This is a genomic window from Massilia sp. CT11-108 (assembly GCF_047302915.1).
Lineage (GTDB): Bacteria > Pseudomonadota > Gammaproteobacteria > Burkholderiales > Burkholderiaceae_D > Telluria > Telluria orientalis.
The window spans coordinates 1-24547 of record NZ_JBKYMO010000029.1 but is presented as its reverse complement, the minus strand read 5'-3'; the positions used below and the strand labels follow the sequence as shown (position 1 = coordinate 24547).

General features: G+C 66.5%; 32 protein-coding genes. 8 read left to right on the top strand and 24 right to left on the bottom strand.

Features of this window, described 5'->3' with window-relative positions; genetic code table 11:
- Nucleotides 1–439: TetR/AcrR family transcriptional regulator (locus ACEN88_RS05135; protein WP_413337708.1), on the bottom strand; the 439-nt coding region annotated here is incomplete at its 3' end.
- An 83-nt stretch (nucleotides 440–522) separates the two neighbouring features.
- Here ACEN88_RS05135 and ACEN88_RS05130 point away from each other — a divergent pair.
- Nucleotides 523–1260 (top strand): 3-oxoacyl-ACP reductase family protein, encoded by a 738-nt coding sequence (locus ACEN88_RS05130; RefSeq protein WP_413337707.1) that lies wholly within the window; start codon nucleotides 523–525, stop codon nucleotides 1258–1260.
- 5 nt (nucleotides 1261–1265) lie between these two features.
- On the opposite strand, the gene ACEN88_RS05125 is transcribed toward ACEN88_RS05130, so the two are convergent.
- The 13 genes from ACEN88_RS05125 to ACEN88_RS05065 form a co-directional block, all read right to left on the bottom strand.
- Entirely contained in the window at nucleotides 1266–2216 is a 951-nt protein-coding gene (locus tag ACEN88_RS05125) for a hypothetical protein (RefSeq protein WP_413337706.1), read from the bottom strand.
- Between the two features lie 69 nt (nucleotides 2217–2285).
- The gene (locus ACEN88_RS05120; protein ID WP_413337705.1) at nucleotides 2286–3005 is read right to left on the bottom strand and encodes an RNA pseudouridine synthase; all 720 of its coding nucleotides are present in this window, start codon (nucleotides 3003–3005) and stop codon (nucleotides 2286–2288) included.
- The gene (ltaE, locus tag ACEN88_RS05115; protein WP_413337704.1) at nucleotides 3002–4039 is read right to left on the bottom strand and encodes a low-specificity L-threonine aldolase; all 1038 of its coding nucleotides are present in this window, start codon (nucleotides 4037–4039) and stop codon (nucleotides 3002–3004) included. The genes ACEN88_RS05120 and ltaE overlap by 4 nt, the downstream gene beginning before the upstream one ends.
- Nucleotides 4036–4926 (bottom strand): class I SAM-dependent methyltransferase, encoded by an 891-nt coding sequence (locus ACEN88_RS05110; RefSeq protein WP_413337703.1) that lies wholly within the window; start codon nucleotides 4924–4926, stop codon nucleotides 4036–4038. The genes ltaE and ACEN88_RS05110 overlap by 4 nt, the downstream gene beginning before the upstream one ends.
- Nucleotides 4913–5107 carry a Fe-S cluster assembly protein IscX gene (iscX, locus tag ACEN88_RS05105; RefSeq protein ID WP_036230754.1) on the bottom strand — a complete coding sequence of 65 codons (195 nt, stop codon included), beginning with the start codon at nucleotides 5105–5107 and terminating at the stop codon, nucleotides 4913–4915. The genes ACEN88_RS05110 and iscX overlap by 14 nt, the downstream gene beginning before the upstream one ends.
- Nucleotides 5108–5123: 16 nt before the next feature.
- Entirely contained in the window at nucleotides 5124–5462 is a 339-nt protein-coding gene (gene fdx / locus ACEN88_RS05100; RefSeq protein WP_413337702.1) for an ISC system 2Fe-2S type ferredoxin, read from the bottom strand.
- Between the two features lie 196 nt (nucleotides 5463–5658).
- A complete protein-coding gene (hscA, locus tag ACEN88_RS05095) occupies nucleotides 5659–7563 on the bottom strand; it encodes a Fe-S protein assembly chaperone HscA (RefSeq protein WP_413337701.1) in 1905 nt (634 codons plus the stop codon).
- Nucleotides 7564–7646: 83 nt separating this feature from the next.
- Nucleotides 7647–8162, bottom strand: coding sequence for a Fe-S protein assembly co-chaperone HscB (gene hscB / locus ACEN88_RS05090; protein ID WP_036230761.1), 516 nt, complete (start codon nucleotides 8160–8162; stop codon nucleotides 7647–7649).
- Nucleotides 8163–8178: 16 nt separating this feature from the next.
- Nucleotides 8179–8502: an iron-sulfur cluster assembly protein IscA gene (gene iscA / locus ACEN88_RS05085; RefSeq protein WP_025511908.1), complete on the bottom strand. Its 324-nt coding sequence runs from the start codon at nucleotides 8500–8502 to the stop codon at nucleotides 8179–8181.
- A 27-nt stretch (nucleotides 8503–8529) separates the two neighbouring features.
- A complete protein-coding gene (iscU, locus tag ACEN88_RS05080; protein WP_025511909.1) occupies nucleotides 8530–8922 on the bottom strand; it encodes a Fe-S cluster assembly scaffold IscU in 393 nt (130 codons plus the stop codon).
- 31 nt (nucleotides 8923–8953) lie between these two features.
- Nucleotides 8954–10210 (bottom strand): IscS subfamily cysteine desulfurase, encoded by a 1257-nt coding sequence (locus tag ACEN88_RS05075; protein ID WP_413337700.1) that lies wholly within the window; start codon nucleotides 10208–10210, stop codon nucleotides 8954–8956.
- On the bottom strand, nucleotides 10210–10707 hold the full coding sequence (gene iscR, locus ACEN88_RS05070) for a Fe-S cluster assembly transcriptional regulator IscR (protein ID WP_056136955.1): 498 nt from the start codon (nucleotides 10705–10707) through the stop codon (nucleotides 10210–10212). The genes ACEN88_RS05075 and iscR overlap by 1 nt, the downstream gene beginning before the upstream one ends.
- Before the next feature lie 364 nt (nucleotides 10708–11071).
- Nucleotides 11072–11833, bottom strand: a complete 762-nt coding sequence (locus ACEN88_RS05065) for a uracil-DNA glycosylase (protein WP_413337699.1) — start codon at nucleotides 11831–11833, stop codon at nucleotides 11072–11074.
- A 152-nt stretch (nucleotides 11834–11985) separates the two neighbouring features.
- Here ACEN88_RS05065 and ACEN88_RS05060 point away from each other — a divergent pair, with 152 nt between their 5' ends.
- Nucleotides 11986–12444 carry a CBS domain-containing protein gene (locus ACEN88_RS05060; protein ID WP_413337698.1) on the top strand — a complete coding sequence of 153 codons (459 nt, stop codon included), beginning with the start codon at nucleotides 11986–11988 and terminating at the stop codon, nucleotides 12442–12444.
- Between the two features lie 32 nt (nucleotides 12445–12476).
- On the opposite strand, the gene maiA is transcribed toward ACEN88_RS05060, so the two are convergent.
- Together maiA and ACEN88_RS05050 are read right to left on the bottom strand one after the other, a co-directional pair.
- A complete protein-coding gene (gene maiA / locus ACEN88_RS05055; RefSeq protein ID WP_413337697.1) occupies nucleotides 12477–13121 on the bottom strand; it encodes a maleylacetoacetate isomerase in 645 nt (214 codons plus the stop codon).
- Complete coding sequence (locus ACEN88_RS05050) at nucleotides 13118–14143, bottom strand: fumarylacetoacetate hydrolase family protein (protein WP_413337696.1); 1026 nt, start codon at nucleotides 14141–14143, stop codon at nucleotides 13118–13120. Before ACEN88_RS05050 ends, maiA begins: the two co-directional genes overlap by 4 nt.
- Before the next feature lie 95 nt (nucleotides 14144–14238).
- Between ACEN88_RS05050 and ACEN88_RS05045 the strand changes: the two genes are divergently transcribed.
- From ACEN88_RS05045 to ACEN88_RS05035, 3 genes are all read left to right on the top strand, one after another.
- Nucleotides 14239–15198, top strand: coding sequence for a LysR family transcriptional regulator (locus ACEN88_RS05045; RefSeq protein WP_413337695.1), 960 nt, complete (start codon nucleotides 14239–14241; stop codon nucleotides 15196–15198).
- A 56-nt stretch (nucleotides 15199–15254) separates the two neighbouring features.
- Nucleotides 15255–15827, top strand: a complete 573-nt coding sequence (locus tag ACEN88_RS05040; RefSeq protein WP_413337694.1) for a gamma-glutamylcyclotransferase — start codon at nucleotides 15255–15257, stop codon at nucleotides 15825–15827.
- Between the two features lie 78 nt (nucleotides 15828–15905).
- Nucleotides 15906–16445, top strand: coding sequence for an ankyrin repeat domain-containing protein (locus tag ACEN88_RS05035; protein WP_413337693.1), 540 nt, complete (start codon nucleotides 15906–15908; stop codon nucleotides 16443–16445).
- Nucleotides 16446–16453: 8 nt separating this feature from the next.
- Here the strand turns inward: ACEN88_RS05035 and ACEN88_RS05030 are convergent, their stop codons facing one another.
- Nucleotides 16454–17023: an RNA 2'-phosphotransferase gene (locus ACEN88_RS05030; RefSeq protein WP_413337692.1), complete on the bottom strand. Its 570-nt coding sequence runs from the start codon at nucleotides 17021–17023 to the stop codon at nucleotides 16454–16456.
- A gap of 129 nt (nucleotides 17024–17152) precedes the next feature.
- Between ACEN88_RS05030 and ACEN88_RS05025 the strand changes: the two genes are divergently transcribed.
- On the top strand, nucleotides 17153–18310 hold the full coding sequence (locus tag ACEN88_RS05025) for an acyltransferase family protein (protein ID WP_413337690.1): 1158 nt from the start codon (nucleotides 17153–17155) through the stop codon (nucleotides 18308–18310).
- Nucleotides 18311–18313: 3 nt separating this feature from the next.
- Here ACEN88_RS05025 and ACEN88_RS05020 read toward each other — a convergent pair whose 3' ends face one another.
- Nucleotides 18314–18982 carry a PadR family transcriptional regulator gene (locus tag ACEN88_RS05020; RefSeq protein ID WP_413337689.1) on the bottom strand — a complete coding sequence of 223 codons (669 nt, stop codon included), beginning with the start codon at nucleotides 18980–18982 and terminating at the stop codon, nucleotides 18314–18316.
- Between the two features lie 115 nt (nucleotides 18983–19097).
- On the opposite strand from ACEN88_RS05020, the gene ACEN88_RS05015 reads away from it, so the two are divergent.
- Complete coding sequence (locus ACEN88_RS05015) at nucleotides 19098–20432, top strand: deoxyguanosinetriphosphate triphosphohydrolase (protein WP_413337688.1); 1335 nt, start codon at nucleotides 19098–19100, stop codon at nucleotides 20430–20432.
- On the opposite strand, the gene ACEN88_RS05010 is transcribed toward ACEN88_RS05015, so the two are convergent.
- Nucleotides 20429–20623, bottom strand: a complete 195-nt coding sequence (locus tag ACEN88_RS05010; RefSeq protein ID WP_413337687.1) for a hypothetical protein — start codon at nucleotides 20621–20623, stop codon at nucleotides 20429–20431. The two genes, ACEN88_RS05015 and ACEN88_RS05010, sit on opposite strands and share 4 nt — an antisense overlap.
- A gap of 36 nt (nucleotides 20624–20659) precedes the next feature.
- Complete coding sequence (locus ACEN88_RS05005) at nucleotides 20660–20785, bottom strand: AAA family ATPase (protein WP_413337686.1); 126 nt, start codon at nucleotides 20783–20785, stop codon at nucleotides 20660–20662.
- Between the two features lie 85 nt (nucleotides 20786–20870).
- Here ACEN88_RS05005 and ACEN88_RS05000 point away from each other — a divergent pair, with 85 nt between their 5' ends.
- Nucleotides 20871–21425, top strand: a complete 555-nt coding sequence (locus ACEN88_RS05000) for a GNAT family N-acetyltransferase (RefSeq protein ID WP_413337685.1) — start codon at nucleotides 20871–20873, stop codon at nucleotides 21423–21425.
- Here ACEN88_RS05000 and ACEN88_RS04995 read toward each other — a convergent pair.
- From ACEN88_RS04995 to ACEN88_RS04980, 4 genes are all read right to left on the bottom strand, one after another.
- Nucleotides 21422–22573 (bottom strand): PA0069 family radical SAM protein, encoded by a 1152-nt coding sequence (locus tag ACEN88_RS04995; RefSeq protein WP_413337709.1) that lies wholly within the window; start codon nucleotides 22571–22573, stop codon nucleotides 21422–21424. The two genes, ACEN88_RS05000 and ACEN88_RS04995, sit on opposite strands and share 4 nt — an antisense overlap.
- A gap of 99 nt (nucleotides 22574–22672) precedes the next feature.
- Entirely contained in the window at nucleotides 22673–23278 is a 606-nt protein-coding gene (locus ACEN88_RS04990; protein WP_413337684.1) for a tRNA-uridine aminocarboxypropyltransferase, read from the bottom strand.
- Between the two features lie 31 nt (nucleotides 23279–23309).
- The gene (locus ACEN88_RS04985) at nucleotides 23310–23924 is read right to left on the bottom strand and encodes an NADPH-dependent FMN reductase (protein WP_413337683.1); all 615 of its coding nucleotides are present in this window, start codon (nucleotides 23922–23924) and stop codon (nucleotides 23310–23312) included.
- A gap of 19 nt (nucleotides 23925–23943) precedes the next feature.
- Nucleotides 23944–24547, bottom strand: a 604-nt coding sequence (locus ACEN88_RS04980) for a TolC family protein (RefSeq protein WP_413337682.1), incomplete at its 5' end; no start/stop codon positions are given.

Sequence of the window (24547 nt, the reverse complement as noted above, 5' to 3'; positions counted from 1 at the left end):
GTTCGCCCGCCTGGCGCGCGCGCGTCAGCACCTCCGCGAAGATGTCTTCCGTCACCCGCTGCGAGCGCTCGACGAGCGCCTGCACGTCGGCGTCGGCCTGCCCGAATTCGGCGATGGCATTGACGCTGAGGCAGCCGCGCGCGCGCAGGGCCGCATCCGCGCCGGCGATCTCGCGCAGGAACGCTTCCAATGCGCCCAACGGCGACCGCCCCGCCGCAAGACGGTGCTTCAGCGCCGCGCCACCCGTGTCCGTGTAATGCGTGAGCGCGGCCAGATAGAGCTGCTTCTTGTCGCCGAACGTGTCGTACATGCTCTGGCGGCCGATGCCCATCGCGCGCACCAGGTCGTCCGTGGACGTCGCCTCGTACCCCTGCTCCCAGAACACCCGCACCGCCGCATCGAGCGCTGCGGCCGGATCGAATACCTTCGTTCTCGCCATGTTTTTTAATCTTGACTAGTCAGTCCAGAATGGAAGTATAATCGATTCTCCATTTTGGACCAATCAGTCAAGAAAGGATCGCCATGACCTCCCTCACCGGCAAGATCGCATTCGTCACGGGCGGCTCGCGCGGCATCGGCGCCGCCATCGTCCGCCGCCTCGCGGCCAACGGCGCCACCGTCGCGTTCACCTACGTCAGCGCGCACGACCGCGCATTGGAACTGGCAGCAAGCATCGACGCCGCCGGCGGCCACGCCCTGCCCCTGCGCGCGGACAGCGCCGACGCACAGGCGCTGCGGCAGGCCATCGCGGGCGTCGCGGCACAGTTCGGCCGCATCGACATCCTCGTCAACAGCGCGGGCATCCTCATCCACAAGGACCTCGCCGAGACCACGCTGGAAGACTACGACCGCATCGCCGCCGTCAACGTGCGCGCCCTGTTCGTCGCCACGCAGGCGGCCGCGCCGCATATGCGGGATGGCGGCCGCATCGTCAACATCGGCAGCATGGTGGCGGACCGCGCGGGCAGCCCGGGCGTGGCGTTGTACGCGATGAGCAAGGCGGCCGTGGCCGGCCTCACGCGCGGGCTCGCGCGCGACCTCGGTCCGCGCGGCATCACCGTGAACAATGTGCAGCCGGGGCCGACGGAGACGGAGATCGTCACGGACGAATCCGTGCGCGCCTACCTGCGCGCGCAGATCCCGGTGGGGAGGATGGGGCAGGATGCCGAGATCGCGGGGCTGGTGGCTTACCTCGTCGGGAACGAGGCGGGGTATGTCAACGGGGCGTCGTTGACGATCGATGGCGGATTCGTCGCCTGAACGGCTTACCTGCCGTAGCCGCTGGCCTTGAGGATCGCGCCGGGATCGCGCAATTCGATGAGTTCACGGATCGCGGCGCGCTTGTCGGACGCGCGCGCCACGTATGCTTCGGCGATGCGCATGCCGACCCAGTAGCCGGCTTCGCACGGCCAGCCCTCGGGCGCGGAACCGCAGTTCGCGAACCAGCGGCGGAAGTGGGGACTCGCGACCAGCCTGTTGACATCGCCACCGCCCCGGATCGCTTCGCGGTCGCGCTGGAATTCCTGCCACAGCCAGGCTTCCTGCGGACGTGCCCAGGCGTCGCGGTCCTGATGGGGAATCGCGCCCGTGACGAGCGTCGCGAGATAGTCGGCGACGCCCTCCGTCAAGGCCTGGCCCAGAAGGAAATCGGCCAGTTTCGCCGGTGTGTCGCCGTCCTGCCAGGTGTGGACCGTTTCGTGCGCAAAGAAGCCGCGCATCGCGGTGCGGAACTGCTCGGGCGTCGTCCCGGGCGCACAGATTACTTCGAGGCCGAGCACCTGCCTGTCGCCGCTGGCCGTGCCGCCCGACGTGCGGGCGCCGAAGACGACGTCGATGGCGGGCAGCGGGCGTTCCGGCACCAGGCCCGCAAACGCGAGATAGATCGCGCGCAGGTCGCTGCGCAGGGCCGGCAGCTGCGGCAGGCATTCGCGGATCGCGTAGCGGTAGCTGTCGGGATGCGCGGCGACCGTCTTTGCCAGGCGCTGCGCGTCGATGATCCGCGGCGCCGGCGTGAAGACCTTGACGCCGGGCCCAGCCCCATCCAGATAACCGCGCTGCAACGCATCGGCCGTCGGCACGGCGCCATCCTGCATGAGACTCGCGAAACGCAGCGCGTCGCGCGCGTCGATGTCGACCGTCAGCGGATCGACGCCCGCGGCCAGGACGACGCCCGTCCATAGCGACAGCACGGGCAGAAGCAGCTTACCGAACTTCATCCATTGATCCTCTCTGTAGCGCCAGGCGCGCGCGACGCAGTGTACAGGAGGGGTTGCCTTTCCGGCAAGTCAGAACCGTTCGGCCTCGTGCAGATACCGCCAGCGCCCAACCGGCAGCTGGCCCAGCGCCACGCGCCCGATGCGCAGCCGGCGCAGCGACTTGACGGTCAAGCCGACCTCGGCGCACATCGCTTCGACCTGCCCGGGCCGAACGTCCTTGCCGGCCAGGCGCAGCCGCGCCTCGCTTTGCCAGCTCGCCTTCAGCGGCACGGTCGCCCGGCCCTGCACGCGCATGCTCGCGTTCAGCCGGGCGAGACCATCGTCGGCGATGGCGCCCGTCACTTCGGCCACATACTCCTGTTCGACGCGCGCGCCGTCCTCGACCAGCTTGCGCGTCACGCGCCAATCCTGGCTCAACACGAGCAGGCCGCTCGCTTCCGGTTCCAGCGGCGTGACGATCGTCAGCCGCGACAGATGCCGGCGCAGATAACGCAAACCCGGTGCGTTGGGCATTGCGGCCAGCGTCTCGGGCGCGATCAGCGCGAGAGCCCCGGCCGCATCGACGCCGGCCGGCTTGTGCAGCAGGATCGTCACCGGCGCCGGTTCGACGGGTTCGGCGCCCGGCAGCAGCGCCACCGTCTGCGCCGAGGTAACGCGCGTCGCGGGATCTTCGACGACGTCCCCGTCGACCGTCACCCAGCCGCCTGCGATATAACGTTCGGCTTCGCCGCGCGAGCACGGCACCGTTTCGGCCACGCGCTTGGCGAGGCGGATTCCTTCGTCACTCATTGTGCTTTCCAGTCGCGGAAGAACGCTTCGAACGCGGCGATGGTCGTCTTCACATCCACGGCCGTCACGTCCAGGTGCGTCACGAGGCGCGTATGCGGGCCGATCGAGGCGCGGATGCCCTGGCGGCTCAACGCCTCTGCCAGCTGCGCGCACGCGGCTTGTGGGATCTCGACGTAGAAAATGTTCGTCTGCGGCGCCGTCACCGTGAGCTGCTCGATGCGCGCGAGGCCGGCGGACAGGTCGGCCGCATGTTGATGGTCCTCGGCGAGGCGCTCGACATTGTGCTCCAGCGCGTAATGCGCCGCGGCCGCGATGACGCCGGCCTGGCGCATGCCGCCGCCCAGCATCTTGCGCCAGCGCTTGCCCTGCTCGATGAACGCCCTGGGTCCGAGCAGCACGGAGCCGACCGGCGCGCCGAGACCCTTCGACAGGCACACGGACACGGTGTCGAAACCGGCCGCCGCCTCCCGCAGCGAGATGCCCTGCTTGACTGCGGCGTTGCAGACGCGGGCGCCGTCCAGGTGCGTGACCAGGCCCTTCGCATGCGCGAGATCCGTCGCCGCCTTCACGTAGTCGCGCGGCAGCACGCGGCCTCCGATCGTGTTTTCCAGCGCCAGCACGCGGGTGCGCGCGAAGTGCATGTCGTCCGGCTTGATGTACGCGGCGATGTCGGAGATTGCGATCGAACCGTCCGGCTGGTTGGCGATCGGCTGCGGCTGGATCGAACCCAGCACCGCGGCGCCGCCGCCTTCGTACTTGTACGTGTGGGCTTCCTGGCCGACGAGGTATTCGTCGCCGCGGCCGCAATGCGTCATCAGCGCGATGAGGTTCGTTTGCGTGCCGCTCGGCGCGAACAGGCCGGCTTCGAAACCGAACAGTTCGGCCGCGAAGTCCTGCAGGCGGTTGACGGTGGGGTCGTCGGCGTAGACGTCGTCGCCGACGGCCGCATCGGCCATCGCGGCGCGCATCGCGGCGGACGGTTGGGTGACGGTGTCGCTGCGCAGGTCGATCCAGCGGTCGTGGTGGTCGCTCATGTCGTTGGCTCGCTTGTCGTTGACTCGCTTGTCGTTGGTCCGGTATAGAAACGCGAAGAGAGTTCCTCGAGGCCGACTTCGGCCAGCACCTGCTGCAGGCGCTCGGCCGGCCGGCGGCGCGGCAGGTTTTTATAGGTGGCGACGATCAGCTCGTTCTTCATCGAGTGTTCCCAGCCCACCAGTTCCGTGACGGTGACCTGGTAGCCGTGCGCCTCCAGCTGCAGGCAGCGCAGCACGTTCGTGATCTGGCTGCCGAATTCGCGCGTGTGGATCGGGTGGCGCCAGATTTCCGTCAGCGCGCTGCGGCCCAGGTCCTTGCCTTTATTCTTGCGCAGCACGGATGCGACTTCGGCCTGGCAGCACGGCACCAGCACGATGTGCTTCGCGTGCTTCTTCAGTGCGAAATCGATGGCGTCGTCCGTCGCCGTGTTGCAGGCGTGGAGCGCCGTCACCACGTCGATCGTGGCCGGCAGCTTGTCGGACCCGGTGGACTCCGCGACGGACAGGTTCAGGAACGACATGCCCGGGAAGCCCAGGCGCGCCGCCAGCTCGGTCGACTTCTGCACGAGTTCCTCGCGCGTCTCGATGCCGTAGATATGGCCGCCGTTCTCCCTGCCCTTGAAGAACAGGTCGTACAGGATGAAGCCGAGGTAGGACTTGCCGGCGCCGTGGTCGACCACGGTCGCACTTTCCCCGACATCCTTCAGCAAGGGCTCGATGAACTGGACGAGGTGGTAGACCTGCTTCAGTTTGCGGCGGCTGTCCTGGTTCAGCTTGCCGTCGCGCGTGAGGATATGCAGTTCCTTCAGCAGTTCGATCGACTGCCCCGGCTTGATTTCCGGGGCTTGTTGGTAAATCGTGGGGGCTTCTTTTTTAGCGGGCTTCATCTATCCAGGCTGCCTGTATGGCTTCCAATACGCGCTCGCCGCCGCGCGTGCGGTCGTCGTCGAAGCCGTCCAGCGCGACGACCCAGTTATGCAGGTCGACGAAGCGCACGGTGGCCGGATCGACGTCCGGGTGCTGTTCGTACAAGGCCTCGGCGATGGCCGTGACATCGGTCCACTTCATGTGTCCCCCGTCGTGATCAGTGGTTCTCGGCTGCGTGGTTGATCGTGTACTTCGGGATCTCGACGACGAGGTCTTCGTCGGCGATGATGGCCTGGCAGGACAGGCGCGAGTTCGGCTCGAGGCCCCAGGCCTTGTCGAGCATGTCCTCTTCCTTTTCCTCCTGCTCGTTCAGCGAATCGAAGCCTTCGCGCACGATCACGTGGCACGTGGTGCATGCGCACACGCGGTCGCAGGCGTGTTCGATCTCGATGTCGTGCTCGAGCAGCGTGTCGCAGATCGACTTGCCGCTCTGGCCTTCGAGCACGGCGCCTTCGGGGCAGAAGACGGGATGGGGGAGGATGACGATTTGTGGCACTTCTTGACCTCTTGTGTTTGTTTGTTCTGGGGTGCCGATCTCGGTCCGCACCCCTAAAACCGTCATCCCCGCGCAGGCGGGGATCCAAGTTGAGTTTCCGAAGTCGGTGCACCCGCGATACCGCACACGTTGCGATTCCTGATGCTCAGCTTGGGTTCCCGCCTCCGCGGGAACGACGTTGTTTTACCGTTCGAGTTTAAACCTGATCGAGCGCTTTTCCTGCCAACACCTTGCGCACGCTCTTGTCCATGCGCCGCGCGGCGAATTCCTCGGTGCCGCGCGCCAGCGCCTGCACCGCGTCGTGCAGTACGTTCTGACGCGAGTCCGCGTCGATGGACGTATCGTTCGAGCGCGCCGCCGCGTCGCGCACGCCCTGCATCAGTTGCGCGATCGTGTCCTGCTCTTCGGCGTTCAGCAGTTCGACGTCGGTGTCGAGCGCGGATTGCGTGGCCAGCAGGATGCGCTCGGCCTCGACCTGTTCCTCGCGCAGCGCGCGCGCGACCATGTCCACTTGCGCCGAGTTGTACGAATCCTGCAGCATGCGCGCGACCTCGTCGTCGCCGAGGCCGTACGACGGCTTCACGGTGATCGACGCTTCCACGCCGGAGCGCATCTCGCGCGCCGCCACGGACAGCAACCCGTCCGCATCGACCTGGTACGTGACGCGGATGCGCGCCGCGCCGGCCGCCATCGGCGGGATGCCGCGCAGTTCGAAGCGCGCCAGCGAACGGCAGTCGGACACGAGCTCGCGCTCGCCCTGCACCACGTGCACGGCCAGGGCCGTCTGGCCATCCTTGAACGTCGTGAATTCCTGCGCACGGGCGCACGGGATCGTGGAGTTGCGCGGGATGATCTTCTCGACCAGGCCGCCCATCGTCTCGATGCCCAGCGACAGCGGGATCACGTCCAGCAGCAGCCAGTCGTCGCCGGCCGCGCGGTTGCCCGCGAGGAGGTTCGCCTGGATGGCGGCGCCCAGCGCGACGACCTTGTCCGGGTCGATGTTCGCGTGCGGGATCGTTTTAAAGAAGTCGCCGACGGCGCGGCGGATGTGCGGCATGCGCGTGGCGCCGCCGACGAGCACGACGCCATCGACGTCTTCCACGGACACGTTCGCATCGCGCATCGCCTTGCGCACGGCGTTCATCGTCTTCGCGACGAGCGGCTGCGTGATCTCGGCGAAGGTCTTCGCGGTGATCGTCACCTGCACGACCTCGCCCGATTTCAGGATCGCCTCGACGGTGGTCTCTTCGTTCGTCGACAGCAGTTCCTTGGCCTGGCGCGCCTTGACCATCAGCGTGGCGGTGTCGACTTCCGACAGCGGCGCGAGGCCGGCCTGCTGGGTGATGTAGCAGAACAGGCGCTGGTCGAAGTCGTCGCCGCCGAGCGCGGAATCGCCGCCCGTGGACAGCACTTCGAACACGCCTTTCGACAGCTTGAGGATCGAGATGTCGAACGTGCCGCCGCCCAGGTCGTACACGGCGAACACGCCTTCCTTGCCGTGGTCGAGGCCATACGCGATGGCGGCGGCCGTCGGCTCGGACAGCAGGCGCAGCACGTTCAGGCCGGCCAGCTGGGCCGCATCCTTCGTCGCCTGGCGCTGCGCGTCGTCGAAGTACGCGGGGACGGTGATGACGGCGCCGACGAGTTCATCGCCCAGCGCATCTTCCGCGGTCTGGCGCAACGTGGCCAGGATCTGCGCGGAGACCTCCACCGGCGACTTCACGCCCGCGACGGTTTTCACCTGGACCATCCCGTGACCGCCTTCGCGGCCACCATCGACGAAATCGTAGGGCAGGTTCTCGACGTGGGCGATATCCTTCAGGCCGCGGCCCATGAAGCGCTTGACGGAGACGATGGTGTTCTTCGGATCGGTGGTGCGGGCCGCCATGGCCTTGTAGCCGATGTTGGCGTGGCCGTTCGGGAGGTAGCGCACGATCGACGGCAGCAGCGAGCGGCCGTCCTCGTCGGTCAGCACTTCCGGGATCGAATGACGCACGGTCGCGACGAGGGAATTGGTGGTGCCCAGGTCGATGCCCACCGCCAGCCGGTGCTGGTGCGGCGCGGTCGACATGCCGGGTTCGGAGATCTGCAGTAGTGCCATGGTCGTGTTACCTGGTTTTATTATTGGATACGTTCGCGGCGCGTTGGGTGGGCACCCTACGCGCGTGGGCACGGCGTGCCGCGCTACGACTCTAATGCCTCGAACGCGTAATGCAATTCGTCGCCGAACTTGTCGAGGAACATCAGCGCCCGCACGCCCTGCGCCGCCTGCGGGTAGTCCCCGGCGTCGAGCAGCTTGCCGACCTGCGCCAGGCGCTGCTTGCGCTCGCCGCGGATGCGCGCATCGAGCTCGTCGAGCGCGCCGGCATCCTTCGCGTCGCGCGCGTCGGACAGCGCTTCGCGCAGCTCCATCTGCTCCATCAGGAAGTCCATCGGCATCGCGGTGTTCGACTCGGTCTGCAGGTCGACGCCATTCAGCTCGCACAGGTAGCGCGCGCGCAACATGGGACTCTTCAGCGTTTGATAGGCCTCGTTGGCGCGCGTCGCCCATTGCATCGCGACGCGTTTTTCCGCGTCGCTCGCGTTCACGAAACGGTCCGGATGGACGCGGCCCTGGACCTCGCGGTAAGCCGCGTCCAGCGCGTCCATGTCGACGTCGAACCTGGCCGGCAGCTGGAACAGCTCGAAATGGTTTTGCACGTTCCGGCGCTCCCGGTCAGACGCGGAAGCTTTCGCCGCAACCGCAATTGTCCTTGACGTTCGGGTTGTTGAAGCGGAAGCCTTCGTTCAGGCCTTCGCGGGCGAAATCGAGCTCGGTGCCGTCGATATACGCCAGGCTCTTCGGATCGACGAAGACCTTCACGCCGTGCGATTCGAAGACGGCGTCTTCGGGGCTGGCTTCGTCGACGTATTCCAGCTTGTAGGCCAGGCCGGAGCAGCCGGTCGTGCGCACGCCGAAACGCAGGCCCACGCCCTTGCCCCGGCGTTCGAGGTAACGGTTGATGTGCTTTGCGGCTTTTTCGGTCAGGGTCACAGCCATTTCACTCTCCAGCTTGGGGTTACGACGTTACGCTTTTTCGGTCGCGTGCTTGGTCTTGTAGTCGGCGACAGCCGCCTTGATGGCGTCTTCGGCCAGGATCGAGCAGTGGATCTTCACCGGCGGCAGCGCCAGTTCCTCGGCGATCTGCGTGTTCTTGATGGACAGTGCCTCGTCCAGCGACTTGCCTTTCACCCACTCGGTCACGAGCGAGCTCGATGCGATCGCCGAGCCGCAGCCGTACGTCTTGAATTTCGCGTCTTCGATCACGCCGGCTTCGTTCACCTTGATCTGCAGCTTCATCACGTCGCCGCAGGCCGGTGCGCCGACCATGCCGGTGCCGACGTCGTCGGAATTCTTGTCGAACGAGCCGACGTTGCGCGGGTTTTCGTAGTGGTCCAGGACCTTGTCGGAATATGCCATGGTAGTGCTCCTTGGTGTTCTGTTCGTTGAATTAGTGGGCTGCCCACTGGATCGAGTTCAGGTCAATGCCATCCTTGTGCATTTCCCACAGCGGCGACAGTTCGCGCAGCTTGCCGACTTTTTCCTTCAGCAGCTTGATGGCGAAGTCGATGTCTTCCTCGGTCGTGAAGCGGCCGATCGTGAAGCGGATCGAGCTGTGCGCCAGTTCATCGCTGCGGCCCAGGGCGCGCAGCACGTACGACGGTTCCAGCGACGCCGAGGTGCAGGCCGAACCCGACGACACGGCGATGTCCTTGACGGCCATGATCAGCGATTCGCCTTCGACGAAGTTGAAGGAGACGTTCAGGTTGTGCGGGACGCGGTGTTCCATGTCGCCGTTGATGTAGACCTCTTCGATCTCCAGCAGGCCCTTGGCCAGGCGGTCGCGCAGCGCCTTGATGCGCGCGAGCTCGGTATCCATCTCTTCCTTGGCGATGCGGAAGGCCTCGCCCATGCCGACGATCTGGTGCGGTGCCAGCGTGCCCGAACGCAGGCCGCGCTCGTGGCCGCCGCCGTGCATCTGCGCTTCCAGGCGCACGCGCGGCTTGCGGCGCACGTACAGCGCGCCGATGCCCTTCGGACCGTAGGTCTTGTGCGCGCTGAAACTCATCAGGTCGACCTTCAGCTCTTCCAGGTTGATCTCGACCTTGCCGGTGGCCTGCGCCGCGTCGCTGTGGAAGATGATGCCCTTCTTGCGGCACAGCTCGCCGATTTCCCTGATCGGCTGGACCACGCCGATCTCGTTATTCACGAGCATGACGGAGACGAGGATCGTGTCCGGACGCATCGCCGCTTCCAGCTGCTCCAGCGTGATCAGGCCATTGTCCTGCGGTTCCAGGTAAGTCGCCTCGAAGCCCTGGCGTTCCAGTTCGCGCACGGTATCCAGCACGGCCTTGTGCTCGGTCTTGACCGTGATGATGTGCTTGCCCTTCGACTTGTAGAACTGCGCCGCGCCCTTGATCGCGAGGTTGTTCGATTCGGTCGCGCCCGAGGTCCAGATGATCTCGCGCGGATCGGCGCCGACGAGCGCCGCGACTTGCGCGCGCGCCTCCTCGACGGCCGCCTCGGCGCTCCAGCCGTAAGCGTGGCTGCGCGACGCCGGGTTGCCGAACTGCTCGCGCAGGTACGGAATCATCTTGTCCGCCACGCGCGGATCGATCGGCGTCGTGGCCGAGTAATCCATGTAGATCGGGAAATGCGGCGCAGTCACGAAGCTCTGCTCGATTTTTTTGTCCAAGGGCGCGTTCATCAGTTCACTCCAATATGCTTAGCTTCAGTATTGTCCGACGGCGCGTGGCGGTGCATCACCACGACGTTCTGTTCTTTCTGCTTCTGCTGGTCGACGAGATCCTGCAAGGTCACCGAGTCAAGGAAATCGACCATCTTCGCATTCAGCGTGGCCCACAGTTCGTGGGTCATGCAGCGCGTGCCGCTGGCGGCATCGGCGCCATGACAGTTTTCCTTGCCGCCGCACTGGGTCGCATCGATCGGCTCGTCGACGGCGATGATGATGTCGGCGACAGTGACCTTGTCGGCGCTGCGCGCGAGGCTGTAGCCGCCGCCCGGGCCGCGCACCGACTCGACGATCTCGTGGCGGCGCAGCTTGCCGAACAATTGCTCCAGGTACGACAGCGAAATAGCCTGGCGCTGGCTGATGCCCGACAGCGTGACCGGACCATTGCCCTGGCGCAGGGCGAGGTCGATCATCGCGGTAACAGCAAAACGGCCTTTGGTGGTCAGACGCATCAGAACCCCGGTTGTTTTCCAGACAGTGTTAAAATCTTGCTTCTCTTCAACCCGTCACGTTTTCATCTGTCCTGCGGGACGTTGAGAAAAACCTGATTAGTTGATCGATTTAGTCAAGTATAGCGTATTTCGCCAGCCTTTGCTTGGCCCCCTCTTTTTTAGCCGCGGTGCAGCAAACGCATCGACAATTCGGGGTCAGAGCCCTTTTTTTGGCAATGTCTTTCCGCCAAGATTCGCGCCGGGCATTGGCGCTTCGGTCAGCCGACGACATGGTAGCTGCTTCGAAATCGTGGCCGCCCCTCCTGCCCTCATCCAGTCGAATGGCATTGGATCAATTGCGCAAAAATGTGCTCTGACCCCGAATTTAACGGCGGTGCAGCAAATGCATCGGGCCGAACAGTGTCTGCATGCCTTCGTGGCGGATGAACGACAGGTTGTACGGGTGCTCGGCGTGGATCTGCGGGAGGCCGGCCGTCTCCGGCACCTTGTTCAATTGCTCCGCGATCTTGCCCCACAGGACCAGCGTCGGCTTGTCGGCCCGTTCCGCCAGTGCGGCGAACACGGCGCGCTGGAACGGTACCCACGCACGCGCTTCCTGGACCGGCGGCACGTGCTTGCGGAACACGAGGGCCGCATTCAATAACAGGAACCCGTGGCCGAGCAGGTTGTCCTGCAGCTCGGCCAGGGTCTGGATCGAGCCATCCGTTTGCGCCGCCTTCGCGACCGGGGCCAATGCCGCGCCGCCCGTGTCGTCCTCGCTCAGGCGGCCCTCGGCCACGAGCAGCATCTTCATGAAGTTGCGCAGCGACGTCGCGCGGTTGACGGGCTTCGACAGGCCCGTCTCCGACCACAATGGTCCGACCGCACCATCCATGAAGCACACGCCGGTCGCGCTCTCCTCGCGCGGATACGGCCCCTCCCCCACGAGCACGTAGCGCACGTTGGGCAACGGCAGTGCGAACGCCGCGAAGAGGCGGCCGCCGGTCGGCAGGTATTGATCGTTGGCGAGGTCCGGCAGGTAATCCGGCGTCGCGCGCATCATCGCGTCGAGACCGGTGATCAGATGGGGGCGCCAGGAGGCGTCGGCGCGCTGCAAGGCTTCGAGGATGGGCGCGGGAATAGGCATGGTGTCATTGCGAGTCAAAGAGCCGCAGATTGTAGCCGAGCCGGCTTCGCACAAGGCCTGTATTCACGGACTGTTCCGCGAGTCAACGTAGCGTCCGATCTTCGCGAAAGCGTGCATCATGCATCGCCGTGTGAACATCAGGAGGAGTTCAAATGCAGACCATTCAGGATGTGATGACCCGCGACGTGCAAAGCATTTCGCCACAGGAAACCGTGCAGCGCGCCGCGCAGATGATGGATGAATTGAACGTGGGGTCGATCCCCGTGCTCGATGGCCAAAAGCTCGTCGGCATGATCACCGACCGCGACATCACGGTCCGCTCGACGGCGGCCGGCCAGGCCCCGGATCGGACACGCGTGGGCGACGTGATGAGCACCGACGTGCGCACCTGCGCGCCGAACCAGACAGTGGACGAGGTGCTGGGCCAGATGGGCGACGTGCAGATCCGCCGCGTGCCCGTCGTCGACGAGCAGTCGCAGGAAGTGATCGGCATCGTTTCCCTTGGCGACATGGCGGCCAAGCATTCGGCCGGCATCGACCACACGCTGGAAGAGATTTCCACGCCGGCCGAGCCGGACCGCTCGACGCGCGGCTCGCAGACGCGGCATTGAGCAGCGCCGCGTCTTCGATCAGCCGGTTCGCTTTACTCGGCGTCCGGCTGGTTGGACGGATGCGCCGCCACGAAGGCGGGCAGTTCGATGCACGCCGCGTTGATGCGCGCGATGTTCGGATAGACGGCAACGTCGATGCCGTGGCGCTGCGCATTGAACACCTGCGGCACGAGGAAGCAGTCGGCAATCGTCGGCAGGTAGCCGTGACACAGCGGGCCCGCGCTCGGGTCGCGCGCCAGGTGCTTCTCCAGCACGTCGAGGCCGCCCACGAGCCAGTGGCGGTACCACTGCGTCTTGATCTCTTCCGACAGGCCGAGGTCCTCGACGAGGTAGCGGAGCACGCGGAGATTGTTCACAGGATGGATGTCGCAGGCAATAATCTGCGCGAGCTCGCGCACGCGCGCGCGGCCGGAAGCATCCTTCGGCAGCAGCGGCACCTGCGGGTATTCGTCCTCGAGGTATTCGAGGATGGCCATCGACTGCGTCAGCGTGATGTAGTCGTCCTGGAAGGTGGGGACGAGACCGCTGGGATTCATCTTGACGTAGTTCTCTTGCAGCTGCTCGCCGCCGCCACGCAAAAGGTGCACCGGAACCGCGTCGTACTTCAGCCCCTTCAGGTTGAGCGCGATACGCACCCGGTATGCGGCCGAACTGCGGAAATAGGTATAGAGCTTCATTCCTTCCTCCCGTGATAGTGTGCTACCTCCTGGTCGATGGCGCCGAACACGCTGGCGCCGTCGGCATCGAGCATCTCGATACGGACAGTATCGCCGAAGCGCAGGAAAGGCGTGGCCGGCGCGCCCTGTTCGATCGTCTCGTACATACGCAGCTCCGCCAGGCAGCAATACCCCACGCCGCCGTTGGCGATGCTCGATCCATGCAGGCTGCCCTGCTTGTTCGACACCGTGCCCGAGCCGATGATGGAACCGGCTGCCAGTTCGCGCGTCTTCGCGGCGTGCGCGACCAGTTGCGCGAAGCTGAACGTCATGTCGTCGCCCGCGTTGGGACGGCCGAACGGCTGATCGTTCAACGTCACCAGCAGCGGGAGGTGCAGCTTGCTGTCGCGCCAGGCATCGCCGAGTTCGTCCGGTGTCACGGCCACCGGGGAGAACGCGCTGGCCGGCTTGGACTGGAAGAAGCCGAAGCCCTTTTCCAGCTCCTTCGGAATCAGGTTGCGCAGGGAGACGTCGTTGACCAGCATGACGAGGCGGATGGCCCGGGCTGCCTGCTCCACGGTAGCGCCCATCGGCACATCGCCCGTCACGACCGCCACTTCCGCTTCCAGGTCGACGCCCCACTCCTCGGACAGCACGGCGATCGGGTCGCACGGGCCGACGAAGGAATCCGAGCCGCCCTGGTACATCAGCGGATCCGTATAGAACGACGGCGGCACCTGCGCGCCGCGCGCCTTGCGCACGAGTTCCACGTGGTTGATGTAGGCGGAGCCGTCGGCCCACTGGTAGGCGCGCGGCAGCGGCGACGCGCACTCTTCCTCGATGAAGGATTCCGCCCCGGCGGCCGTGCCGGCATTCAGTTGCTCATAGACCTGGCGCAGCTTCGGCGCGACGTGGTCCCAGTCGTCCAGCGCCTGCTGCAGGGTGCGGGCGATCCTGGGCACCGCCTGGCAGGTGACCAGGTCCCGGCTGACGACGACGAGCGTGCCGTCGCGCCCGCCCGACTTCAGGGTAGCGAGTTTCATGGCGTTTCCTTCAACGATTAAGTGTTTCCGCCATTAAAAATTAAAACGGACTATCATACAAACAATATTTTCCGCTCTATTTATCGGATTTTCTGATGAATCCTACCCTGCGCCAGATGCGCGCCCTCGTTGCCCTGGCAAAGACCGGTAACTTTACGCTTGCCGCGCAGTACATGCACGTAACACAGTCGGCCTTGTCCGGTTTGATCAAAGAGCTGGAACAGACGCTCGGCGTCCGCGTCGTCGACCGCAGCACACGGCGTATCGCCTTGACCGAAACGGGGAACGAGCTGTACCCCCTATTCAGCCAGATGATCGACGATCTCGACCGTGCGCTTGCGAACATTGCGGACCAGGCGCAGCTCAGGAAGGGCATCGTGCGCGTGGCCGTGCCTCAATTGATGGCCTGCACCCTGCTCCCGCAGGTGATCGCCGCGTGGCGCACGCGCTACCCGGACATCCGCATCAGCCTGTCCGATTCGCCGGTCGAGGCCGTCACGACGCGCGTGCTGTCCGGCGAGACGGACTTCGGCATCGGCCCGGAACGCGACGGCGCCCCGCAACTGGAAGCACGCGAGCTGATGGAGATGCCGTTCGAAGCGGTGCTGCCGCCCGATCATGCGCTGGCGAAGCGCCGCCGGCTCGGCTGGAGCGACCTGGCCGCGCATCCGCTGATCACCTTGCGCGGCCAGTTCACGGAGCGGCTGCTGGCGAACATGACCACCGGCGCCGCCGACGCCAAGGCCGGCGGCGCGGATACGCTGCGCGACCTGACGCTGCGGCCGGCCCACGAAGTCACGTACATGACCACCGCGCTGGCCATGGTGGCATCCGGCCTGGGCGTCACCGTCTGCATGCCTTACGCCGCCCCGCTCGTGCGCCTGCACGGCCTGCGCATGCTGCCGCTCGACGCGCCCGTGCTGACGCGCCGCTTCTTTGTCTACACACGCGAACAGCGGTCGCTGTCGCCGGCCGCGGCCGCCTTCATCGCGTTCCTGTTCGACTGGGTCGGCGCGGCCGACAATCCCGCGGGCGCATTGCGGCCACGCGCCTGACGCCGCCGAACGGCCGCGCTAGAATGCAGCTTCCTCCACGCAACCTCCTTTCATCGATGTCCCATAACACCATCGCGATCAATCAGCGCATGGACAGGTTCGACAACCACGCCAGTGTCTGGCTGTTCGGCTACGGCTCCCTCATCTTCAAGGCCGACTTCCCCTACATCGAGCGGCGCCCCGCCAGCATCACGGGATGGACGCGGCGCTTCTGGCAAGGCTCGCACGACCACCGCGGCACCGAGACTGCGCCGGGCCGGGTCGTGACCCTGGTGCCGGACCCGGACGCGACGTGCCACGGCATGGCCTACCTCGTCACGCCCGAGGAATTCGCACACCTCGACTACCGCGAAAAGAACGGCTACCTGCGCCTGGCGACCGACATCCGCTTCGAGGATGGGAGCGCCACCGAAGGCCTCGTCTACATCGCCACGCACGAGAACGCCGCGTACCTCGGTCCGGCGAGTGAGCGCGACATTGCGCTACAGATCGCCACCGCGCGCGGCCCGAGCGGACCGAACAGCGAATACCTGCTGGAACTGGCCAAGGCCCTGCGCGCACTCGGCAAGCCCGACCCGCATGTGTTTGAGATCGAACGGCACCTGGAAGAGTTCCAACGCCGGATTTGATATCGCGCGAACCCGGCGCCGCGGTGCGCCCGGCAGCTTTATGTTCTAATCCTGTCGAGCTTTCAAGCACAGGAGACCATGATGCAACCACCGCCTCATCCGCCATCGGCCAGCGAACTCGACGAAGACACGCTGGCCTTCGTGCGCAAGGTCTTCCACTTCGCGCGCACCGGTGAGGCCGCCGAACTGGCGACGCTGCTGGGCCAGGGCCTGCCGCCCAACCTGCGCAACGAACGCGGCGACAGTCTCTTGATGCTGGCCTGCTACCACGGCCATGCGGACGCGGCGCGGGTACTGCTGGAGCACGGCGCCGATCCGGAAATCATGAACGACGCCGGCCAGACCCCGCTGGCCGGCGCCGCCTTCAAGGGGGACCTGGCGATCGCGACCCTGCTGCTGGACCACGGCGCGGCGGTCGACCACGCGGGCCCGAACGGCAAGACGGCGCTGATGTTCGCCGCGATGTTCAACCGCGGGGATATCGTCCGCCTGCTGCTGGCGCGCGGCGCCGACCCGTTCCGCCTGGACGCGGACGGCAATGCGATCCTCGACGCGGCGCGCAGGATGGGGGCGGACGACACGGCCGAACTGCTGGCTGCGGCGACCAACGAGCGCTGAGCCGCTCGTCAATCGCCGCCGCGGCCGTTCCCGTCCAGCACGCGCAGGTAGCGCGGCGCCACGGGACCAGTCAGCCAGACGCCGTTGTCCGAGCGGTAGAACACGGCGCCATCCACGCGCATGCGGGCCGTGTCGACGCGCAGGATGACGGGAAAGCCGTAGCGTGCACCGACGCGGCGGGCGGTGCCGACGTCGCCCGACAGGTGCACGTGCTGGCGGTTGCCGGCACGCAGGCCCGACGCGAGGATCGACTTCAGGAAGCGGCTCGCCGTGCCGTGGTACAGCACGTCCGGCGGCTGCGCCGGCTGCAGGGCCAGGTCGACCTGGATCGAGTGCCCCTGGCTGGCGCGGATGCGGGTACGGGTGGCATCGAACGCGAAACGCTGCTTGTCGTTGTTCGCGACGACGCGATCGAGCAGTTCGCGCGCGACCGGCCTGCCATGTTCGGCCAGACGCTGCAGCAGCGCGTCTACATCGGCCCAGCCGTTGGCATCGAGCTGAAGGCCGATGCTGTCCGGGCGATGGCGCAGCACGTAGCTCAGTAGTTTGCTGGTGTCGACGATCGTATCGCGAGACATGATGTGAACAGGAGAAATGGAATCGGCGCCAGCATACGACAGGCTGGTCGCGACCGCCAACGCACTCGCCGACGACGCCGTGATGATTGCCGAGTCTTGACGCCTTGCGCTCAGGTAGACTTGCGCGCCATGCATCCATCACCCATTCCGACGTCGCGCTCGCCGTCGCCCCGCGCGCCCGGCCTCGACCTGCTGCGCGCCATCGCCATCGGCGTCGTCATGCTGTACCACCTGTCCAGCCACGGCATCGACGTCACAGGCCCCGGGCAGCATGGCTGGATGGGTGTCGACCTGTTCTTCGTGCTCAGCGGCTACCTGATCGGGTGGCCCGTACTGCGCGACCTGGCGGCCGGCCGCACGCCGGACTGGGCGGGCTTCGTCGTCAGCCGGGCGTGGCGCATCCTGCCGGCCTACCTCGCGGTGCTGGCACTGTATCTCGCGCTGCCGGCATGGCGCGAGGCCGAGGCGATGCCGCCCGTCTGGCAATTCCTCACCTTCACCATGAACGTCCTTCCCGACCACCTCACGCAGCGGGCGTATTCACACGCCTGGTCGCTGTGCGTCGAGGAGCATTTCTACCTGCTGTTTCCACTGGCCGGATGGCTGCTGGCGCGCCGCGGACGGATGCCGGGCGTGCTCGCGACAGGCGCCGGCGCCGCCCTGCTATTCGGTGCCGGCATGCTGTTGCGCGACTGGGAATGGCGGCATGCGATCGCGCCGCATCTCGCGCCGGGCGCAGACGCAGCGCGCGCGGTCGCGGGCTATGTCGGCAGGATCTACAGCCCGACGTGGACGCGGATCGACGGGTTGCTGGCCGGCGTCCTGCTGGCTGCCTTGCGCGCGTTCCGTCCAGCCTGGTGGACGCGCGTGCTGGCGCACGGATGGGTGCTGCTCGGCGCGGGCCTGGCGCTGCTTGTTGCAGCCACGCGGGTCGATGTGCTTGCCCGTGGCGGTGCCGTTTTTCTCTATCCGCTCGTCGCCCTCGGCTGTGCCTGCCTACTGCTCGGTGCGCTGAGTCCTCGTACGCCGCTCGGATGCCGGGCGCTGCCGGGCGTCCGCATGGTCGCCCTGCTCGCGTTCAGCCTGTACCTGACGCATCGCCAGGTGTACGCGTGGCTAGACGGCGTGGTGGGCGATCTGGCGGCGAACGCACCGTTCGCCGCGTTCGTCCTGTACAACGGGGCGTCGCTGGCCATGGCGGCGCTGCTGTACGTGGCGGTCGAGCGTCCGGGGCTGCGAATGCGTCGCGGCACGCCCCGGCGGCTGCCCGGTGCACTCGCGGGCTGAGCTTCAGCCGGCTGCGCCGCCCTGCTCGATCTCGGCCGCCGCGCGCATCAGGATGGCGGCGATGCGCTGCTGCTCCTCGGCGGATGCGCCCGCCCGCGAGGCCAGTGCCCGCTTGAGTGCGTGGCGCGCGTCGTGCAACTCGGCACTGAACGCACCGCGTCCGCCCGGCCCCTCGTCCCCTTCGGCGAGCGCGCTGCGCATCAATTCCATCTTGCGCGCGGCCTCCTGCAGCCGGGCGAGCAGCATGTCGACGTGTTCGCGGTTCGCGTCCAGATGGGCGCGGCCGTCGTCCGACAGGGCGTAGCGCTTGCGCGTGCCTTCGAGCTCGATGGTCACCCAGCCCAGGTCTTCCATCGCGGCGAGCGCCGGATACATCATGCCGGGGCTCGGCACGTAGAAGCCGCCCGAGCGGGCTTCCAATGCCCGGATGAGCTCGTAGCCATGGCTCGGTTGTTCGGCGATGAGGGCGAGGAGCAGCAATTGCAGATCGTCCGACGACAGCTTGCGGCCGCGCGGCAGCCCGCCGTCGTCGGAAAAGCCGAAGCCGCCCGGACCGCGGCCCCGGCCATGGTGACCGCCGGGACCGCCGGGACCATGCCGGTGGTGCGGTGCGAACCCCGCGTGCTCGTGGTCGTGATGATGGTGGTGATGATGTGGATGATGGTGCGGCATAATCGCTTCCCTATATCGTAAGATACATCGTAAGATATATAACGAAGTTGATGATGTCAACCATTTTGTGCGCGACGGCGCTACACTGCACCATCGAACAATTTCTGGAGACAAGATGCCGATGGAATGGGACCGCCTGGTGTCGACGATGCGCCTGGGCCGCGAGGATGACCGGGGCGACGGCGGCAGCCGTACCGAATATATGCGCGACTGGGACCGGCTCGTGTATTCGAGCGCGTTCCGGCGCCTGCAGGACAAGACGCAGGTGTTCCCGCTATCGGACAGCGATTACGTGCGCACGCGCCTCACGCACAGCATCGAAGTGTCGTCGGTGGGCCGTTCGCTGGGCATGCTGTGCGGCGAATTCATCAAGGAGCGCGAACCGGCGTTGTCGATGGCGCCGCAGGACTTCGGCAGCATCGTGGCGGCCGCCTGCCTCGCCCACGACATCGGCAACCCGCCGTTCGGCCACTCGGGCGAAGCTGCGATCCAGTCATGGTTCGCCGAGCACAAAGAACGCTGGCTGACCGACCTCAACGAGCGCGAACGCCAGGATTTCCTGCGCTTCGAGGGCAACGCCCAGGGCTTCCGCCTCGTCACGCGTCTGCAGAATGCCGTCGACCATGGCGGCTTCCAGCTCACCTATGCCGTGCTCGCCGCGTTCATGAAATACCCGCGCGCCTCCGACCTGCCGTCGGCCAGGGACACGATCAGCGAAAAGAAATTCGGCTACTTCGCGGACGACGCGGCAACGGCCGAACGGGTCGCCACCCGGGTCGGCCTCGTGCGCAAGGGCCCGGGCGCCTGGACACGCCATCCGCTCGCCTTCGTGATGGAAGCCGCGGACGACATCTGCTACGGCATCGTCGACCTGGAGGATGGTCACCGCCTGGGCCGCGTGTCCTTCGACGAGGCGCGCCAATTGCTGTGGCCCCTCGCCTTCCCGGGCGGCGCGGCCGCGAGCCCGTCCTACCGGCAACTGGCCGACGACACGGGCCGCGTGGAATACCTGCGCGCCCGAGCCATCGGCCATCTCATCGGCGCCGCGCTGGAGGTCTTCCGCGAGCATTACGACGCGATCATGGACGGCCGTTTCGAGCAGGACCTCGCCGGTGCATCGCGCTTCGCTCCCGGGCTGAAGGCGATTGCCACGCTGTCGCGCGAGCGGATCTATGCGACGCCGTCCGTGCTGCAGATCGAAGCGGCCGGTTTCGAGATCCTCGGCGGGCTGCTGGGCAAGATCGTGCCGGCGCTCGTCAAGCCGGAAGCGGACCGGTCGGCGGCCGACCGCAAGATCGCGCAAATCATCCCGCAGCAATTCAGCCGCGGCACGACGCTGTACGCGCGCCTGCTCGGGGCGACCGACTATATTTCCGGGATGACGGACGGCTTCGCGCTGAAGCTGTTCCGGCGCCTGCACGGCATCGAGTTACCGGGCACGATCGTTTAATCGGCTTGGTCGAGCACGCGGCGCACCTGGCGCGCCCGTTCTTCCACGCTGCCCTGCACAACCGTGTACGGGATGCGGCGGGCGTCGAGATCCTTGAGCACGAGTCGCTGGATGCGTCCGCGCCACGCCTCGTTCTCGCGCACGTCCTGTTCCTCGTACGGGATGTCGTCCGCGCAGACGAACGTAGGCATAGCGCGCGCGGCATTCGTGGGCGCAGCGCAGCAGTGTCAGCCGATCTCGGGCACCGCGACCGTGTTGTAGGCACGTGCCAGGTGCTCGGACAACGTCGACTTGCCCGTCGATTCCGCGCCCACGAAGACGATGCGCTGCACCGTGCCGCCTTGCTCCACCATATTCCGCCTGCCGATCCGCCGATATCAAGAACGCAATCGTAGCCGAGAGCCTGCATCCCTACAACTGACCGGTTATCATGCTCACATGATACAGCCCATCCACGCCGACGGTTTCCTGCTGCGCCCCCTCGTCGCGGACGATGCGCCGGCGATGGCAGCCGCCGTCCGCGAATCGATGGCGAGCCTCGGACCGTGGATGCCCTGGGCCCATGCCGCCTACGACGATGCCGATGCGCTGGCCTGGATCGCGTTCTGCGATGCCGCGCGTGCCGATGGCAGCGCGCACGAGTTCGGCATTTTCCTGCCGGACGGCCGGCACTACGTCGGCGCGGCCGGCCTCAACCAGTTCAATCGCCTGCACGGCTTCTGCAACCTCGGCTACTGGGTGCGTACCTCGGCCCAGGGCGAGGGCGCGGCACTGGCGGCCATCCGGGCGCTGTCGCGTCATGCGTTCGAGCACCTGGGCCAGTCGCGGGTCGAAATCGTCGTCGCGGACGGCAACCTGCCCAGCCTCGGCGTTGCCCGCAAGGCCGGGGCCGTGCATGAATGTCTCGCGCGCAACCGACTCAACCTGCACGGTCGCGCCGTCGCAGCGCACGTGCTGTCGCTGACGCCGTCGGACACGACGGCGAACGTTTAAAACAGATCCATCTGCGCCGCCGCCGCGCTGGTCGGCTTGACGATCGTCTTCGGCACCACGAGCGGCCGCTTGAACTGCGAGCCGTCCAGCTTGTGGAAGCGCCCCATATAGCCATCCAGGCCCAGACGCTTGATGGCCTTCGTGAAGCGCTGGCGAATCAGGTCGGCCCAGATGCCTTCGCCCGTCATGCGTTTGCTGAAGTCACTGTCGTAGTCCTTGCCGCCGCGCATGTCGCGGATGCGGTTCATCACGCGCTGGGCGCGGTCGGGGAAGTGGGCGTGCAGCCATTGCTGGAACAGCGGGTTCACTTCCCACGGCATGCGCAGCACCGTGTAGTGCGCGCCGACGGCGCCGGCGTCCTTCGCGGCTTCCAGGATGCGCTCGATTTCCGGTTCCGTGATGAACGGGATGATCGGCGCGACGCTCACGCTGACGGGGATGCCGGCTTCCGTCAGCGTCCGGATCGCGCGCAGGCGGCGGGCGGGCGCGGCCGCACGGGGCTCGAGCGTGCGCGAGATTTCGCCGTCCAGCGTCGTCAGGGTGATCGCGGCGCAGGCCAGGCCCTTCTCGGCCATCGGCGCGATCAGGTCGATGTCGCGTTCGATCAGCGACGACTTCGTGATCAGGCCATACGGGTGGTTGCATTCGCCCAGCACTTCCAGCACCTCGCGCGTGAGGCGGCGCTCGCGTTCGCAAGGCTGGTACGCGTCGGTGTTGACGCCGATGGCAATGTTTTCCGGGACATAGCCCGGCCGTGCCAGCTCGCGCCGCAGCAGGTCGGCCGCGTTCACCTTGGCGTACAAACGGCTCTCGAAATCGAGACCCGGCGACAGGCCCAGGTAGGCGTGCGTCGGCCGCGCGAAGCAGTAGATGCAGCCGTGCTCGCAGCCCCGGTACGGGTTCAGCGACACGCTGAACGGGATATCCGGCGACGTGTTGCGGCTGAGGATCGATTTGGCGATCTCGTCAGTGACAGTCGTCTTGAGGGGCGCCGGTGCCTCGTCCTTTACGCCAGGCACGGTCCAGCCGTCGTCGAACCGCTCGCGGCCGTTCACTTCGTAGCGGCCTTGAAGATTGGTGACGGCGCCACGACCTTTGATTGGCCCGTGGATGGGCACGACCTCGGCGGACTTTTGCGGGAACGGCAACACCACCTGGCTGACCGCCCGACTTGCGTTTGCTTTGTTGACCCGATTCACACGGCGCTCCTTAAGTACTGTATGTTTATACAGTATAGTACGCCGATGTCAGGATGGGTTCAAGCACCAAAAAAGAACAGCTTGTTGTTGCACAAAACCGTCAAACGCCTGCAGTAGAGGCCGGTACGCGTCGGCGTCGCTTTCCATTTGGCCAAGTGCCAGCGCGGCCGCTTCCAGTGTCGACAACTGGTGCGGCGCATGCGCCTTGCGGATCCGATAAGCCGACGCGGGCACGTCATGCAGCGCCAACCGGGGCAGGCGTTGCAGCTCAGGATTAACGTGGAGCATCTTGCGGCTCTTGCGCCAGGTGGCGTCCAGCACGACGAGCCGCAGCCGTTCCGGCGGCGCCGGTGCGAGCACGGGCGGCACGAAGCCGGGCGTTTCGGGATACAGCAGCACGGGCACCCGCCCATCCGCGTGCAGCAGCGCCTGCAGATCAGCGAACGTCTCGCCCACTTCGAGGCGGCTGCCGGGCAAGCAGAGATGCAGCAGCCGCGCACTGTTCTTGGCGTTGCGCACCTCGAGCGGATGTTGCAGGATCAGCAAGTCGACACGGCTGGACAGCGGCCGCACCCAGTGGCAGATGCAGGCGCTCTGCGCGCGCAGGCAGGCGGCGCAGGTTGCGCGCCTTGTGGAAGAGGATGAAGCGGTCATGGACGCCGATTGTAACGCCGCCGCCAGGCCGTCACTGGCTGCCCATGCGCTGGCCGGTATGCGGCGCATCGTCCGAGGTGACGGGCGCATCCGGTCGCACGGTCCTGAGCGCCCGGCTCCACGCCACCACCTGGTCCAGCATGGCATCCACGGACTGCTCGTGGTGCCCGGCCGGATTGAAGGTCGTGCCATTCTCGAAGTCGGTGCGCAGCGACAGCATCACCTGCGCGCGCACGTCGGCCACCATCAGCTCGCCCATCACGAGGCGCAGGCTCTCGATGGCGCGCGCGCCGCCCGCGCTGCCGTAGCCGACGAAGCCCGCGGCCTTGTTGTTCCACTCCTTGTACAGGAAATCGATGGCGTTCTTCAGCGCGCCGGACGTGCCGTGGTTGTACTCGGGCGTGACGAACACGTAGCCGTCAAAGCCGGCGATGGCGGCGGCCCAGGCCCTGGTGTGCGGCTGAGAATACTGCCCCAGCGATGGCGGCACCGGCTCGTCCAGCAGCGGCAGGTTGAAATCCTGGATGTCGACCAACTCGAACACGGCGTCCGCGCGCATGCCCGCGATGTCCAGCACCCAGCGCGCCACGTCCAGCGCCTTGCGGCCCGGCCGGGTGCTCCCGACGATGATTCCGATCTTGATCATGTGCGCTCCTCCATGGTCGTTATTGATGCCAGCCGCCGCCCAGCGCGCGGTACAGGTCGACGTGGGCCTGCAGCCAGGCGGCGCGCAGCTGCAACGCGGCGTTCTCCGCGGCGAAGGCGTTGCGCTGGGCGTCCAGCTCTTCCAGGTACGACGAATAGCCGTTGCGGTAGCGGTTGTGGGCGATCCTCAGCACCTCGCTTGTGGCCACCCGGCGCGCCTCCGCCTCGTCCAGCTGCTCGCGCAGGCGCTGCACGGATGTCAGCGCGTTCTCCGTGTCGGCGAACGCATTGCGCACGGCCGCTTCGTACGCGAACACGGCGCGGTCGCGCAGCGAGGCGCTGATCTCGGCCTGGGCGCGCAGCCGCCCCGCGTCGAACAGCGGTGCCAGCACGCTGCCGCCCACGCTCCACAACCTTGTCGGGGATGACAGCAACGTCGGCAAATCGTTCGCGTACGCACCCAGCGACGCCGTCAGGCGTAGAGTAGGCAGCATCTGGTCGCGACGGCCGCCGTCGTGCCGCAGCTGGAGCGGGCGATCGCGCAGCAGGAAAACGCCCTCGACGTCCTCGCCGGCGCCAATCCCGGCCCCGTCGGACGCGGCACCGAACTGACGCGCCTCAACG

Excerpts from the sequence above, each read along its gene's own strand:
- ACEN88_RS05005 (WP_413337686.1), bottom strand. The coding sequence starts at position 20,785 with ATGGTGGAGCAAGGCGGCACGGTGCAGCGCATCGTCTTCGTGGGCGCG.
- ACEN88_RS05035 (WP_413337693.1), top strand. The coding sequence starts at position 15,906 with ATGATGCAACCACCGCCTCATCCGCCATCGGCCAGCGAACTCGACGAA.
- ACEN88_RS05075 (WP_413337700.1), bottom strand. The coding sequence starts at position 10,210 with ATGAACGCGCCCTTGGACAAAAAAATCGAGCAGAGCTTCGTGACTGCG.
- ACEN88_RS04990 (WP_413337684.1), bottom strand. The coding sequence starts at position 23,278 with ATGACCGCTTCATCCTCTTCCACAAGGCGCGCAACCTGCGCCGCCTGC.
- ACEN88_RS05045 (WP_413337695.1), top strand. The coding sequence starts at position 14,239 with ATGAATCCTACCCTGCGCCAGATGCGCGCCCTCGTTGCCCTGGCAAAG.
- ACEN88_RS05125 (WP_413337706.1), bottom strand. The coding sequence starts at position 2,216 with ATGAAGTTCGGTAAGCTGCTTCTGCCCGTGCTGTCGCTATGGACGGGC.
- hscA (WP_413337701.1), bottom strand. The coding sequence starts at position 7,563 with ATGGCACTACTGCAGATCTCCGAACCCGGCATGTCGACCGCGCCGCAC.
- iscX (WP_036230754.1), bottom strand. The coding sequence starts at position 5,107 with ATGAAGTGGACCGATGTCACGGCCATCGCCGAGGCCTTGTACGAACAG.
- ACEN88_RS04985 (WP_413337683.1), bottom strand. The coding sequence starts at position 23,924 with ATGATCAAGATCGGAATCATCGTCGGGAGCACCCGGCCGGGCCGCAAG.
- ACEN88_RS05020 (WP_413337689.1), bottom strand. The coding sequence starts at position 18,982 with ATGCCGCACCATCATCCACATCATCACCACCATCATCACGACCACGAG.
- ACEN88_RS05120 (WP_413337705.1), bottom strand. The coding sequence starts at position 3,005 with ATGAGTGACGAAGGAATCCGCCTCGCCAAGCGCGTGGCCGAAACGGTG.
- ACEN88_RS05130 (WP_413337707.1), top strand. The coding sequence starts at position 523 with ATGACCTCCCTCACCGGCAAGATCGCATTCGTCACGGGCGGCTCGCGC.
- ACEN88_RS05110 (WP_413337703.1), bottom strand. The coding sequence starts at position 4,926 with ATGAAGCCCGCTAAAAAAGAAGCCCCCACGATTTACCAACAAGCCCCG.
- ACEN88_RS05015 (WP_413337688.1), top strand. The coding sequence starts at position 19,098 with ATGCCGATGGAATGGGACCGCCTGGTGTCGACGATGCGCCTGGGCCGC.
- iscR (WP_056136955.1), bottom strand. The coding sequence starts at position 10,707 with ATGCGTCTGACCACCAAAGGCCGTTTTGCTGTTACCGCGATGATCGAC.
- iscA (WP_025511908.1), bottom strand. The coding sequence starts at position 8,502 with ATGGCTGTGACCCTGACCGAAAAAGCCGCAAAGCACATCAACCGTTAC.
- ACEN88_RS05060 (WP_413337698.1), top strand. The coding sequence starts at position 11,986 with ATGCAGACCATTCAGGATGTGATGACCCGCGACGTGCAAAGCATTTCG.
- ACEN88_RS05030 (WP_413337692.1), bottom strand. The coding sequence starts at position 17,023 with ATGTCTCGCGATACGATCGTCGACACCAGCAAACTACTGAGCTACGTG.
- ACEN88_RS05010 (WP_413337687.1), bottom strand. The coding sequence starts at position 20,623 with ATGCCTACGTTCGTCTGCGCGGACGACATCCCGTACGAGGAACAGGAC.
- iscU (WP_025511909.1), bottom strand. The coding sequence starts at position 8,922 with ATGGCATATTCCGACAAGGTCCTGGACCACTACGAAAACCCGCGCAAC.
- ACEN88_RS05025 (WP_413337690.1), top strand. The coding sequence starts at position 17,153 with ATGCATCCATCACCCATTCCGACGTCGCGCTCGCCGTCGCCCCGCGCG.
- ltaE (WP_413337704.1), bottom strand. The coding sequence starts at position 4,039 with ATGAGCGACCACCACGACCGCTGGATCGACCTGCGCAGCGACACCGTC.
- ACEN88_RS05065 (WP_413337699.1), bottom strand. The coding sequence starts at position 11,833 with ATGCCTATTCCCGCGCCCATCCTCGAAGCCTTGCAGCGCGCCGACGCC.
- ACEN88_RS05050 (WP_413337696.1), bottom strand. The coding sequence starts at position 14,143 with ATGAAACTCGCTACCCTGAAGTCGGGCGGGCGCGACGGCACGCTCGTC.
- ACEN88_RS05040 (WP_413337694.1), top strand. The coding sequence starts at position 15,255 with ATGTCCCATAACACCATCGCGATCAATCAGCGCATGGACAGGTTCGAC.
- ACEN88_RS05000 (WP_413337685.1), top strand. The coding sequence starts at position 20,871 with ATGATACAGCCCATCCACGCCGACGGTTTCCTGCTGCGCCCCCTCGTC.
- maiA (WP_413337697.1), bottom strand. The coding sequence starts at position 13,121 with ATGAAGCTCTATACCTATTTCCGCAGTTCGGCCGCATACCGGGTGCGT.